The organism is Phenylobacterium sp. NIBR 498073, from assembly GCF_027286305.1.
Lineage (GTDB): Bacteria > Pseudomonadota > Alphaproteobacteria > Caulobacterales > Caulobacteraceae > Phenylobacterium.
On the sequence record NZ_CP114599.1, the window covers coordinates 1,120,995 to 1,133,759 of the forward strand.

Below are 12,765 nucleotides of genomic sequence, written 5' to 3' on the forward strand. Positions count from 1 at the left end.
CGGCCGCCCCCGCTTCGGGGTTTCGCCTGATGCCGCCGGCGGCTCATCGGCCTGTAGCCTGAGCATCCAGGGCGTGTGCGGCCTGCTGCAGGCGCCGTCAGTTCGCGATGGGCCCCATCGCTGTGCCGACAGGGTGAGCCCCGATGTCCGTCGCGGATGCAGCTGCGCTCGTCAAACGCCTCGTCATCCTGACCTGCGTGCTCGGTGTGATGTGGCTCGGGGTCTGGATCGCACCGGCCTTCGGCCAGGAGCAGCATCCCCCGACACGGCCGAAGGTCGGCCTGGTGCTGTCGGGCGGCGGGGCGATGGGCATGGCCCATGTCGGCGCCATCCAGACGCTGGAGACACTCGGCATCAGGCCCGACCTGGTGGTCGGAACCTCGATGGGCTCGATCGTCGGCGGGCTTTACGCCTCGGGCATGAGCGGCGCCGAGCTCGAGCACGCCATCGAGACCATGAACTGGGATCTGATCTTCGACACCTCGCCGCCGCGCGAGGGGCTGACCTATCGCGAAAAGCAGCTGCAGGCGGCGTTTCCGGTGAAGGCAAGCATCGGGGTCGCGGGCACGCGGCTGCGCTCGCCCGACGCGCTGATCTCGGACGCCAACCTGTTGCTCGAGCTGCGCCGTCTGGTGCGTGTGCGCGCCGCCGTCCCTACCTTCGACGATTTGCCGATCCCGTTCCGGGCGGTCGCGACCGATATCGAGACAGGGCAGAAGGTGGTGCTCGACCGCGGCGAACTGGCCGGGGCGATGCGGGCTTCGATGTCGGTGCCGGGGGTGTTCGCCCCCTACAGCCTGAACGGCCGGCTGCTGGTCGACGGCGGCATGTCCGACAATGTGCCGATCGACGTGGCGCGCGAGATGGGGGCGGACGTCGTCATCGTAGTGGCCACCCAGACGCCGATGCTGCCGGCCGATCAACTGCGCAGCCTCGGCGGCATCCTCGGCCAGACCGTCACCATGCTGATCCTGGCCAACGAGCGCCAGCAGCTGGCGACGCTGAAGCCCACCGACGTGCTGATCAGCGTCAACACCGGCGACCTGACCGCGGCGGACTTCAAGCGCGGCGCGGAGTTCATCGCGATCGGGAAGGCCGCGTCCGAGAAGCAGCTCGGCGGCTTGCGCCGCATCGCCGCGCTTGTCCCGTCGCAGCCGGCGATCAGCATCGCCAAGCCGCCGCCGACCATCGACTACGTCAAGGTGGAGAACGACTCCCGCCTGTCGGACAAGATCCTGCTACGGCGGATCGAGCCGTTCGTCGGCAAGCCGATGGCGCCCGACGAGGTCGGGACGGCCATGCGGGACATCTACGCCATGGGCATGTTCTCCCGCGTCGACTACCGGATCGAGCAGGACCCGGGCGGGCGCACGGGCCTAGTCGTCAACGCGGTTCAGCGGCCGGGCGACGCCAACCGCCTGCGTCCCGGCGTGACCATCGCCGCCTCCAGCGAGAGCGGCACCGAGTTCGACTTCTCCGCCGAGCTGCGCCTGGTGCAGCTGGACAGCTATGGATCGGAGGCCCGCTTCGTCGGCGCGCTGGGCGAGCGCATGTTGTTCTCGGCCGAGTACTTCAAGGTGCTCGACAGCTACCAGCGTTGGTTCGTCGACGTGATGGGATCGGTGCAGAAGCGTCCGATCAAGGTCTACGACGACACCGGCTTCCGGCTTGGCGAGTACGACGCCTCGTATGGCCTGTTCTCGCTGGCCCTGGGGCGGCAGTTCGGGACCGTCGGCGAGCTGCGGGCCGGCATCGACCTCGGAACCGGATCGGCCTCGCTGCAGGAAGGCGACCTGACGCCGAGAGATTTCGACCTCGACTGGGGTCAACTGGCCTTCGTCGCCGGGGCCGACACGCTGGACAACCCGTACTTTCCCAGCCGGGGCATGAGCGGGCGCCTGCAGTGGAACGTCGGCCTGGAGGGGCTGGGCAGCGAGACCGACTTCCAGACGCTGAGGCTGGACAGCATCTTCGCCGTCAGCAGGGGACGCCAGGCCTTCAATCTCAATATCTCCGGGGGCGACACGATCCAGGGCGACCTGCCGCTGGCGTCGCTGTTCACCCTGGGCGGGCCGTTCAGCTTCCCCGGCTATTCAGTCGAGGAACTGACGGGCGAGACCTTCGCCGTCGCGCGCGGCATGTACCGCTACAAGCTGACCGACAGCTCCAAGAGCCTGTTGAAGGTGCCGCTCTATGTCGGCGCGACCTTGGTGGCCGGCAACGCCTGGGCGCGCCATGGCGATGCGGAGGCCAGCGACCTGCGGGTCGGCGCCAATGTGTTCCTCGCGGCCGACACCGTGATCGGACCCGTGTTCATCACCGCCGGAGCGGCCGACGACGGGCGCACGGCGCTCTACTTCTTCGTGGGAAAGCCGTTCTGAGAGTCGAAGATCTTCTTGACACTGACCGGTGGTCAGTAGATGGTGACCAAAGGTCAGTAGGAGGTCCGCGATGGACAAGCCGCTGCGTCGCCGCCTTCGGCCGGAGGCGCGGAAACTCGAGATCATCGAGGCGGCCGAACGGCTGCTGCTGGCCCAGGGCCCGCGCGTGCGGGTCGAGGACGTGGTCCGCGAGGCCGGCGTCGCCAAGGGCACCTTCTTCCTCTATTTCCCGACCTGGGATGATCTGCTGGAGACGGTCCGCGAACGGCTGGTCTCGGCGTTCGACGCCGCCAATCCGATGCCTACCGAGGTCGAAGGACCGATCGACTGGCCCGAACTGGTCGAGGCCCAAGCCTGCGCCTTCATCGATTTCACGCTGTCGCGGCGCGGGTTCGGCGACGCGGTGTTCCATTCCGAGTTCGCTGAGCGCCGGCCGTTGGCCGACAACGGCGTCATGCGCATCGCTGCGGTGATCCGCGCCGGCCAGGAGGCGGAGGCCTTTGGCCCGGTCGATCCGGACCCGACTGCACGGCTGCTGTTCGCGGCGATCCATGAGGCGGCCGACACGATCGCCGCCGGATCCGACCACGACGAGGTGCTGGCCGCGTTGAAGAGCCTGCTGCGCCGGGCGCTGGCGCCCTGACCATCCCCAAGGAGGACCACTGATGAGTGAGACCCCCGTGAACGTGCGCTACATGGTCGACGACGTGATCGTGTCCGCCGATTGGTATGTCGAAAACCTCGGCTTCAGCCGGTTGCCCAATGCCTCGCCGGCGTTCGCGGCGGTGGAGCGAGGGCCCCTGAGGCTGTTGCTGAGCGGCAAGATGAGCTCCGCCGGCCGGCCGATGCCGGATGGCCGCCAGCCGCAAGCCGGAGGCTGGAACCGCTTCCAGTTCATCGTCGACGACATCGAGGCCGAGGTGGAGCGGCTGCGCGGCCGCGGCGTGCAATTCCGCAACGACATCGTCACCGGCCCGGGCGGCAAGCAGATCCTGGCCGACGACCCTTCCGGCAACGTGGTGGAGCTGTTCCAGCCGGCGGCCTGGGGCTGACCCTCAGGGGGAACTTCGCTGCGTAGCGGGCGGTTGCCCCAGCGGAGGCAGCGACGACCATGGCCCAGGCCAGGCATACGCGCGCAGAAAGCGAGACGCAGGGACGGCCGCGCTCACGGCTGGACGGCCACCGGGCGATCCTCTGGATCCTGGCGCTGGCGTTCGCGGTGTTCGTTGTGGTGTTCCTGACCAGCCCGAAGGAGACGGCCGATCCGGTGACGGGCGCGCCGCCGGGCGAGGTTCCGGCGGCGCAGCCCTGAGGCGGTCTATTTCGCGGGCAGCACCCGCTGGGCGATCATTTCGCGGCCGGTGCGGCTGATGCCGTACAGCACGCCGCGGTCGGTTTCGTCCCAATCGATCGCCTGGCCTTCGGTGGCCACGCCTATGGTGTCCATGTGGTCGAGCACCGCGCCGCCCTGCGTCGGCAGGGCCAAGACGTAGAGCTCGGGATGGTCGTGGCCGGTGATGTAGAGCTTGCCGTCCGGGCCCCAGGCGCCGCCCGACGAGCTCATCGGCTTGAAGCGGTCGAGCACCGACTGCGGGAAGCTCCAGCTCTGCGTCTGGCGCCAGTCGTCGTCGAAGCGGACCAGCACCGAGTGGCGGTGATCGCGCGGGGCCTCGCCGCCCTTGCCGTCATAGTTGGCGAAGGCCGCCCACCAGGCGCCGTCCTTGCGGTCGACCCAGGTGATCGAGCCGCGGCCGGGACCGAGGGCGACCGTGCGCAGGTGCTTCATGCTGACGGGATCGAAGAACTCGACGGCGCTCCAGTGCGGCACGGCCGGGAAGTTGGAGCTGGCGCAGACCAGCTCCTTGTCGATCACCGCGCAGGAATTGATGTGCGGATAGCGGACCGGGTCGCCCTTCCATTCGGCGAGCTTGGCGCCGGTCTTCTTGTCGTACTTGGCGATGGTCGAGTTGGCGACGGCGTAGACGTGTGCGGCGTCGACCGCCACGCCCTGCCGCGCCTCAGGCGCCGCATAGCGGCGCAGCACCTCGGCCGTGCGGGACGGAGCAGGGGCCTCTTGGGCCACGGCAGGGGCCAAGGCGGGGGCCGAGGCGGCGAGCGCCCCGGCCAGGATCAGCGAACGGATCATCCCGCGCGCGCCTAGAAGTTCACCGCCGCGCCGACCCAGTAGGTGCGGCCGTAGTTCGCCCACTCCTGCAAGTAGCGGCGACCCGGGCCGGTCACTTCCTGGCGGCCGGTGTTGGACAGGTTCTGGCCCTCGACGAACACCGTGAAGTGGTCGTTGAAGCGATAGGACAGGCTGGCGTCGAAGACGTGGCGGCCCTTCCAGTACTGGTCGGAGTTGGGGTTGGCGTCGTTGATCGTTTCCAGCTGGCCGCCGATGTAGTTGTGCGAGACCCGGGCCTCGAACGGACCGCGCTGGTAGTAGATCGATTCGTTGGTGGTGATTTCCGGCTGCTGGAACAGGCCCGTGACCCGCGGGCCGGCCGAGGTCAGGAATGTGAATTCGGTGTCCAGCCAGGTGATGTTGCCGTTGAAGCCGAAGCCGTCGAGCGGCGCGGGCAGGAAGGTGAACGCCTGCTGCACGGCGAACTCGACGCCGCGGATCTTGGCGCTTTCGGCGTTGCGCGGGGTGGAGACCAGCACGCTCTCCGGGCCGCGGCCGACGTCCAGGGTCTCGGTCGAGGACAGGGTGAAGATCTCGTTCTCGATGTCCTTGGAGAACACCGCCAGCGAGATCATGCCGTCAGTCGGGTAGTATTCGACCGACAGGTCCAGGCCGCGGCTCTCGCGGGCCTTCAGGCCCGGGTTGCCGCGCGACAGGGTCGGCTGGCTGCCGTCGAAATTCAGACCCTCGGTCGCCGCCAGCGATTCATAGTCCGGTCGGCCGATGGTGTTGGTCCACGCGGCGCGGACGATGACGTCCTCCCGCGGCTTCCATTCTAGGTGCAGGCTGGGCATCCAGTTGCCGTAGGAACCGGAATTGCTGACCGGAGTCAGCACCCCGCCGGTGGCGCGCACGGCGTCGGATTCGACCTCGGTGCGCTCGTAGCGGACGCCACCGAGCACTGTGAAGTCGCCCCACGAGTAGCTGGCCTGAGCGTAGGCGGCGTAGATGTCTTCCTGGACCTTGTAGTCGCCGGTCGGGGCGGCGGTGGTGGTCGTGAACCGGCTGCGGTTGGCGTTGAAGAAGTCCATCGCCGCGCTGGCGTCGATGCGCGGCGAGAGCAGGTAGCGGTCGGCGATCAGTTCGCTGGGGCCGGGCTTGTCGACCTCGGCCAGGGTGTAAACGAAGCCGGAGCCGGCGCGGTAGTTGATCTGGCTGGAATTGTACTCGCGCTTGGTCGAGCGCAGCAGGCCGCCGAACTTGGCCTTCAGGTTGCCGTCGGCGTTGCCATCGTCGAACGCGAGGTCGAAGCGCGCCTGGGCGGTCTTCTCGTCGGTCTTGGTCAGCGAGTCGCGGTGCTGCTGCAGCAGGTAGTTGGCCGGGTTGCGGGCGGCCGCATCGTTGACCGGCGCGAACACCGGGAACAGCGGGTTGGTGGTGTCGTAGTTGAAGGCGTAGTTCGCGCCCTGGGCGTCGACGGTGCGGAACTCGACCGAATGATTGGGAACTTCCAGGCCGGCCTGCGAGTAGACGAGGTCGCCGCTGGCGGTCCACTCCGGGGCGAAGCTCCACTCGAAGCCGCTGCGCAGCAGGCCGATCTCACGCTTGGTGATCGGCTGGTTCAGCTGGATGACGCCGCGGCCGCGAGCGAAGGAGCCGCTGGTCTGGGTCTGGTTGGCGACGTTGCCGAGCGGTTCGAGCCGGTACTCGATACGCTCCTCGTCGTCCTCCATGCGCGAGAACAGGCCGGCCGCTTCCCAGCGGAAGTCGTCGGTCGGCCGGTACTCGATCTTGGCGTTCACGCCGCTGCGCTGCTTGGTGTTGTTGTACCAGAACAGCCTCTGAAAAGTCGGCACCTGGATGCCGTTGCCGAGCGGCGAACCGGAGACGACCGGCGCGCCGGCGGCGGTGTATTCGCGCACCGACGGGCTCTGCGACTCGACCTGCGGAATGTCGTAGTCGAGCTGCTCGTGCGAGGCGCCGATCACGACGCCCCACTGGTCGGCGTCGCCGAAGGTCGTGCCGGTGGCGAAGGCCAGTCGATAGGACGGCTTGTCGTTGCGGACATCGCCGCTGCGCTCATACATCCCGTAAGACGCCAAGCCGTTGAAGAACGGGCGGCCCATGTCGAAGGCGCTGCGGGTGGTGACGTTGATCACCCCGCCGATGGCGTTGCCGTCGTTTTCGGGCGTCACCGTCTTGATGACTTCCAGGCGGCCGGCCATCACCGAGGGCACGATGTCCATCGGCACGGTGCGGCCGCTTTCGTCGACCGAGGCGACCAGGGCGCCGTCGATGGTGGTGCGGTTGTAAGTCGAGCGCAGGCCGCGGATGACCGGGAAGCGCGGCTCGCCCTGGTCTTCCATCACCGAGATGCCGGGGATACGGCGCAGGGCGGCGGCGGTGTTGTGGTCGGGCAGCTTGCCGATGTCGTCGGCCGAAACGACGTCGGCGACCACGAACGACTCGCGCTTCACCTCGATGGCGGCCCGCTGGGCTTCGCGTTGGCCGGTGACGACGATTTCCTCGACGGCGGCCTCGTCATTGGCGAACGCCGGCGTCGACAGCGCCGTACTGGCGAGCAGAAAAGCAAGGCAACCCGTGATGCGCGGGACAAAAGGCATGTGCACCCCCGAAGAACTGGAACTGGCGCGGACCAGTAGGGAGGGCGCACGACGGTCCGGTGACGGACCTATGAACGGAATGCGAAACCGGTCAGGCTTGATTGAGCCAGAACAGGGCGAGCACGAGCTGTGCGATCAGGATCGCCAGCAGGGCGCTGGCGAAGGGCTGTTTGCGGGTCTTGTGGCGGAAGACCTGTTGGGCGAGCGCCGCGCCGAGGCCGCCGCCGGCCAGGGCGAGGGTGAGCAGAGTGCGCTCCGGGATCCGCCGCTCGCCGTGGCGGGCGCAGGACTTGTCCCATCCCATTGCGGCGAAGGCGGCCAGGTTGGCCAGCGCCAGATAACCGAGGGCGGCGATCACTCGGGCGCGCGCGCCTCGCGCCACATAGCCCACATCTCGGGCGCGTCCGGCGTGGCCTTGAGCACCTCGACCACCTCGAAGCCGTAGCGGCGGTAGAGCGGCACGTTGGCGGGGCTGGAGCTTTCCAGATAGGCGGGCAGGCCCTTGGCGTCGACGCGGGCCAGGCCCGCGGCCAGCAGGCGCGAGCCGACCCCCAGGCCCTGGGCGTCCGGCCGCACGCCCAGGAACCAGAGATAGGCGTGGGGCGGGGCCTTCGGGTGGTGGGCGTCCATCATCCGGCGCATGGCCGAGATGCGCGACAGGCGCGAGAAGCCGGTGGCGCCGATGATCCGGGGCAGGGCGCGCAGCTCCTGCAGCAACGGGGTCGGCCCAAGGCTTTCGGAGGGCAGCCAGATCGAGGCCGCCCCGCCGCCGGCCGGGCGGAACACCTCGCCGTCGGCCAGGCCCATGGCGATCAACGCCTGGAACAGCTTCAGCCGCGCGGCATCGTGTCGGGCGTCGGCGCGCAGGAACCAGTTGAACACCGGGTCGGTGGAAAAGGCGGCCGAGAGGTCCTGGGCGACGGCGCCGATGTCCGCCATGCCGGCGGCGACCGGGGCTTCGGCGCCCCGGCGCAGGTCCAGGATCTCCGCTTCGGTCATATCTTCTCGCTGATCTTGATGGCGGTGCGGCAGCCGGCACGGATCACCGCGGCCAGCAGCGGATAGCCGGGCGCGTCGCGCGCGCCTTCTTCGAGGGCGTGGTCGCGATGGGCGATCTCCTCGTCGCGGAACTTGGTCAGTTCGGCGGCGAGTTCGGGCTCGCGGCCCTCCAGCTCGGTGATCTGGGCGGCGTAGTGGCGCTCGATCACGTCCTCGACCGCCTCGGTGCAGGCGTGCGCGGCCTTCTCGCCGAGCAGGGCGGTGCCTGCGCCCAGCGCGAAACCGGCCACGCGCCACAGCGGGGCCATGGCGGTGGGGCGGACCTTATGCTCGTTCAGCAGCTTGTCGAAGCGGGCCAGATGGTCGGCCTCGTCCTGCTCCATCTCCGCCAGTTGGCTGGCGATCCGCTCGCGGCCCTTGCCGGCGCGCAGGACCGCCAGTTGGCCGCGATAGATGTGGACCGCGCCCAGTTCGCCGGCATGGTCGACGCGCAGGATCTCGGCCAGGCGGCCGGCCATCGCGCCGACGCCGGGGCGCGGGGGGATCGGCTTGTCGCTCATGACGGCTTCCTTTTCTCGTGACGCACGGCCAGCAGGCTGAGCGCGGTCAGGCCCAGCGAGGCCAGGGCGTTCCATCCGGCCATCGACAGGCCCAGGAACACCCAGGCGGCCTTGTCGCAGGCCGGGGGCGCGATCTTGGCGCCGCCCAGCAGGTCGGCCATCTGGCCGGCGCTGACCGAGCCGCCGCCGCCCGAGCACGCGGTCGGGCCGGGCCACCACTTCCACTCGACGCCGGAATGATAGACCGCCAGGCCGACACCGAAGGCGAACACTGCGGCCAGGGCGGCGTCGAACGCCCAGCGCCAGCGAGCGCCGGCGGCCATCCGCGTGACCAGCATTCCGGCCAGGGCCAGGCCCGCGGCGACCCAGTAGACCTCGCGCGCGCGCAGGCAGAGCGCGCAGGGGGCCAAGCCGCCGAAGGTCTCGAAGGCGTGGGCGACGGCCAGCATCGCCAGCGAGGCGACCAGGGCGGTCAGCCGCCAGCGTTCGAGGAAGGGGTTAAGCAACGCGCTCATCGGCGGGATATGACCTCAAAAGCTTCACCGCCCCAAGCGATCAGATGAGCACCTTGAGGACCACGATCAAGCCGACCAGGGCGATCAGGCCGAGGGTGCCGTAGAGCGCCATCCGCTTTTCGAACTCGGCCAGCATGGCCGGGCCGAAGTACTTGAGGATCGCGGCCACCGCGAAGAACCGCAGGCCGCGGGTCAGGACCGAGGCCCAGATGAAGGTGACCAGCGAGAACTGCGCCAGGCCCGCGGTGATGGTCACCAGCTTGTAGGGGATCGGGGTCGCGCCCTTGATCAGGATCACCCACAGGCCCCAGTCGGCGAACCACTTCTCGAACGCGGCCTTGCCGTCCGGGTGGCCCATCAGGTTCAGCAGCCACATGCCGACCGGCTCAAGATAGAAGCCGATCGCGTAGCCCAGCAGGCCGCCCACCACCGAGGCGGCGGTGCAGATGCCGGCATAGACGAAGGCGCGGTCCGGGCGCGCCAGCACCATCGGGGCCAGCATCACGTCTGGCGGAATCGGGAAGAACGAACTTTCGGCGAAGGAGACGACCGCCAGGCTCGCGGGGGCATGGCGAGATCCGGCCAAACCCATGACCCAGTCGTACAATTTGCGAAACATGCTGATCCGGCCCGACGTTCGTCGCCTTGCTAGCAGGCCGCTGGGCGCTTGTCTCGGGCCGCGCGCTCAGGCAATTCCATCCTTATGCGCGTCCTTACTCTCGCCGCGGCGATCGCAACCCTGATGACCAGCCAGGCCCAAGCCGCCCCGCCACCTGCGCCCAAGTGGGCGATCGTCGTGCACGGCGGCGCCGGCGTCATCGAACGCAGCCAGCTGACCCCCGAGCAGGAGAAGGCCTATCGCGCCGCCATGACTCGGGTGACCGAGGTCGGCGCCAAGGTGCTCAAGGACGGCGGGTCGGCGATGGACGCTATCGAGGCGACCATCCACCTGCTGGAGGACGATCCGCTGTTCAACGCCGGCCGCGGGGCGGTGTTCACCGCCGAGGGCCGCAACGAACTGGACGCGGCGATGATGGACGGCCGGAGCCTGAAGGCCGGCGCCGTCGCCGGCGTCACCCGCACCCGCCATCCGATCTCGCTGGCCCGCGTGGTGATGGAGAAGTCGCCGCATGTGATGTTGATCGGGCCGGGGGCCGACGCCTTTTCCAAGGCTCAAGGGTTGGAGCAGGTCGATCCCAGCTACTTCTTCACCGAGCGCCGCTGGAAGAGCCTGGAGAGCTTCCTGAAGGCCAACAACCTGCCGATCCCGCCCAAGCCGGCCGGCGGGGCGCCCGATCCGGCCCAGGGCCTGGCCCACGATGAGGGCAAGAAGGGCACCGTCGGCGTCGTCGCCCTCGACAGCCATGGCGACGTGGCGGCCGGGACCTCGACCGGCGGCACCACCGGCAAGCGTTGGGGCCGGGTGGGCGACGCCCCGATCATCGGCGCCGGCACCTACGCCTCGAACACTTCTTGCGCGGTCTCGGCGACCGGCACGGGCGAGTACTTCATCCGCCTGACCGTGGCGCGTGAGGTCTGCGCCCTGGTCGAGCTGAAGGGCATGAGCCTGCAGGCCGCCGCCGACCAGGTGATCCAGAAGCAGCTCACCGCCCTGGGCGGCGACGGCGGCGTCATCGCCGTGGCCCCCGACGGCCAGATCGCCTGGAGCTACAACACCTCGGGCATGTACCGCGCCAGCGCCGCGGAAGGTCGGCCGTTGACGGTGGGCATCTACAAGGACGAGCCCTAAGTTAGGGCCATGGCCCATATCGACCCGCAACTCGACCTGACCGAAGCCGCCGACGAGGAGATGGAGCGCGCCTGCGCGCTCAGTCGGCGCGACATGGCTGCCTGCACGCCCTGGGGCGACACATACGAGGGCTACACGCCGGCCGGCCGCGACGTGTGCTTCGAGCGCAATTATTTGTGGGTCGACGAGCCGGGCGGAGACATCTGCGTCGAGGTCGTGGTCTACTTCCCCGAAGCCTACGAAAGCGGCGTGCGCGTGACACGTACGGTGGGCCGGGAGGAATGAATGAAGCTCGCCTCTCTGAAGGGGGGACGTGACGGCCGTCTGGTCGTTGTCTCGCAGGACCTCGCCTGGTGCGCCGATGCGGGCGCGATCGCGCTGACCTTGCAGGCCGCGCTGGACAACTGGGGCGATATCGAGCCGCAGCTGCGCGGCCTGGCCGAGAGTCTGGAGCACGGCTCCATTCCCCGCGAACGGTTCCACGAGCACGAGGCGGACAGCCCGCTGCCGCGAGCTTATCAGTGGGCCGACGGCTCGGCCTATGTGAACCACGTCGCCCTGGTGCGGAAGGCCCGCGCCGCCGACATGCCGGGCAGCTTCTGGACCGATCCCTTGATGTACCAGGGCGGCTCGGACGGGTTCCTCGGCCCGCGCGATCCGATCCCGCTCGCCGACGAGGCGTGGGGCTGCGACATGGAGGGCGAGATCGCCGTCGTCACCGGCGACGTGCCGCTGGGCGCCAGCCGCGAGCAGGCGCTGGCGGCGATCCGGCTGGTGATGCTCTGCAACGACGTCTCGCTGCGCAACCTGATCCCAGGCGAGATCGGCAAGGGCTTCGGCTTCTTCCAGTCCAAGCCGGCCTCGGCCTTCTCGCCGGTGGCGGTGACGCCCGACGCCCTGGGCGAGGCCTGGAAGGACGGCAGACTGCACGGCGCGCTTGAGGTCGAGTTGAACGGCGCGCCGCTGGGCTGCGCCGACGCCGGGGTCGACATGACCTTCGATTTCGGGACTCTGATCGCCCACGCGGCCAAGACCCGGGCGCTGGGCGCGGGCACGATCATCGGCTCGGGCACGGTGTCGAATCGTGGTCCTGACGGCGGTCCAGGAAAAACCATCGCCGAAGGCGGCGTCGGCTATTCCTGCCTCGCTGAGTTGCGGACGGTGGAGACCCTCGCCCAAGGCGACCCCAAGACGCCGTTCATGAAGGCGGGCGACGTGGTGCGCATTGAGATGCGCGACGGGCGGCGGCATTCCATCTTTGGAGCGATCGAGCAGCGCGTGGCGGCCTCATGACCGGACCATCCCACATCGTCGAGGGCGACCAGGCGGCCGCGTCGCTGCAACTGGACGCCTATCTGCCCTATCGGCTGTCGGTGGCCTCGAACGCGGTCAGCGGCCTGATCGCGCGGGCCTATGAGGATCGCTTCGCGCTCAGCGTGCCGCAGTGGCGGCTGATCTGCGTGCTGGCCGAGGACGGCGGCAAGACCCAGCGCGAGATCGTCGACCGCACGGTGATGGACAAGGTGACGGTCAGCCGGGCGGCCCGCGGCCTCAGCGCCAGACGGCTGATCGGCCGGTCGGAGAACCGGGCCGACGGACGCTCTCACGTCCTGACCCTGACCGAGGAGGGGCGGCGGCTGCATGCGGAAATCGCGCCGCTGGCGCTGGCCTACGAGGCGGCCTTGATCTGCGGCCTGGCGCCGGCCGAGGTCGCCCAGCTCAAGCGGCTGCTGGCGCGCCTGCAGCACGCGGCCGGAACCCTGGCCGGCGGCGCGGCGCCGCTGGCCGATCCGGGGCTGACCGGGCTCTAG

14 protein-coding genes and 1 pseudogene are annotated in these 12,765 nt (G+C 69.2%); 8 read left to right on the forward strand and 7 right to left on the reverse strand.

Features of this window, described 5'->3' with window-relative positions; all coding sequences use genetic code 11:
* Positions 1 to 143: 143 nt before the first annotated feature.
* From O4N75_RS05775 to O4N75_RS05790, 4 genes are all read left to right on the forward strand, one after another.
* Positions 144 to 2,381, forward strand: coding sequence for a patatin-like phospholipase family protein (locus O4N75_RS05775; RefSeq protein WP_269628401.1), 2,238 nt, complete (start codon positions 144 to 146; stop codon positions 2,379 to 2,381).
* A gap of 70 nt (positions 2,382 to 2,451) precedes the next feature.
* Entirely contained in the window at positions 2,452 to 3,024 is a 573-nt protein-coding gene (locus O4N75_RS05780) for a TetR/AcrR family transcriptional regulator (protein ID WP_269628402.1), read from the forward strand.
* A gap of 22 nt (positions 3,025 to 3,046) precedes the next feature.
* Positions 3,047 to 3,433 (forward strand): VOC family protein, encoded by a 387-nt coding sequence (locus tag O4N75_RS05785; protein WP_269628403.1) that lies wholly within the window; start codon positions 3,047 to 3,049, stop codon positions 3,431 to 3,433.
* Between the two features lie 59 nt (positions 3,434 to 3,492).
* Positions 3,493 to 3,693, forward strand: a complete 201-nt coding sequence (locus tag O4N75_RS05790) for a hypothetical protein (protein ID WP_269628404.1) — start codon at positions 3,493 to 3,495, stop codon at positions 3,691 to 3,693.
* A 6-nt stretch (positions 3,694 to 3,699) separates the two neighbouring features.
* On the opposite strand, the gene O4N75_RS05795 is transcribed toward O4N75_RS05790, so the two are convergent.
* The 7 genes and pseudogenes from O4N75_RS05795 to O4N75_RS05825 all read right to left on the reverse strand — a co-directional run bounded on the left by O4N75_RS05795 (position 3,700) and on the right by O4N75_RS05825 (position 9,823).
* Positions 3,700 to 4,527, reverse strand: a complete 828-nt coding sequence (locus O4N75_RS05795) for a hypothetical protein (protein WP_269628405.1) — start codon at positions 4,525 to 4,527, stop codon at positions 3,700 to 3,702.
* An 11-nt stretch (positions 4,528 to 4,538) separates the two neighbouring features.
* Positions 4,539 to 7,091: pseudogene (locus O4N75_RS05800) on the reverse strand (TonB-dependent receptor); the annotation flags it as partial.
* A 130-nt stretch (positions 7,092 to 7,221) separates the two neighbouring features.
* On the reverse strand, positions 7,222 to 7,488 hold the full coding sequence (locus O4N75_RS05805) for a DUF1294 domain-containing protein (protein ID WP_269628406.1): 267 nt from the start codon (positions 7,486 to 7,488) through the stop codon (positions 7,222 to 7,224).
* Positions 7,485 to 8,129: a GNAT family N-acetyltransferase gene (locus O4N75_RS05810; RefSeq protein WP_269628408.1), complete on the reverse strand. Its 645-nt coding sequence runs from the start codon at positions 8,127 to 8,129 to the stop codon at positions 7,485 to 7,487. Before O4N75_RS05810 ends, O4N75_RS05805 begins: the two co-directional genes overlap by 4 nt.
* Entirely contained in the window at positions 8,126 to 8,689 is a 564-nt protein-coding gene (locus tag O4N75_RS05815; protein WP_269628409.1) for a demethoxyubiquinone hydroxylase family protein, read from the reverse strand. The genes O4N75_RS05810 and O4N75_RS05815 overlap by 4 nt, the downstream gene beginning before the upstream one ends.
* Positions 8,686 to 9,204 (reverse strand): disulfide bond formation protein B, encoded by a 519-nt coding sequence (locus O4N75_RS05820; RefSeq protein ID WP_269628410.1) that lies wholly within the window; start codon positions 9,202 to 9,204, stop codon positions 8,686 to 8,688. The genes O4N75_RS05815 and O4N75_RS05820 overlap by 4 nt, the downstream gene beginning before the upstream one ends.
* Positions 9,205 to 9,244: 40 nt before the next feature.
* A complete protein-coding gene (locus O4N75_RS05825; RefSeq protein WP_267230700.1) occupies positions 9,245 to 9,823 on the reverse strand; it encodes a YqaA family protein in 579 nt (192 codons plus the stop codon).
* Between the two features lie 84 nt (positions 9,824 to 9,907).
* Here O4N75_RS05825 and O4N75_RS05830 point away from each other — a divergent pair, with 84 nt between their 5' ends.
* From O4N75_RS05830 to O4N75_RS05845, 4 genes are read left to right on the forward strand one after another with little or no spacing between them, the layout of a single operon-like run.
* Positions 9,908 to 10,954, forward strand: a complete 1,047-nt coding sequence (locus O4N75_RS05830) for an isoaspartyl peptidase/L-asparaginase (protein ID WP_269628411.1) — start codon at positions 9,908 to 9,910, stop codon at positions 10,952 to 10,954.
* Positions 10,955 to 10,963: 9 nt separating this feature from the next.
* Complete coding sequence (locus O4N75_RS05835) at positions 10,964 to 11,239, forward strand: hypothetical protein (RefSeq protein ID WP_269628412.1); 276 nt, start codon at positions 10,964 to 10,966, stop codon at positions 11,237 to 11,239.
* Positions 11,240 to 12,247 carry a fumarylacetoacetate hydrolase family protein gene (locus tag O4N75_RS05840; protein WP_269628414.1) on the forward strand — a complete coding sequence of 336 codons (1,008 nt, stop codon included), beginning with the start codon at positions 11,240 to 11,242 and terminating at the stop codon, positions 12,245 to 12,247.
* Positions 12,244 to 12,765, forward strand: coding sequence for a MarR family winged helix-turn-helix transcriptional regulator (locus O4N75_RS05845; RefSeq protein WP_269628415.1), 522 nt, complete (start codon positions 12,244 to 12,246; stop codon positions 12,763 to 12,765). Before O4N75_RS05840 ends, O4N75_RS05845 begins: the two co-directional genes overlap by 4 nt.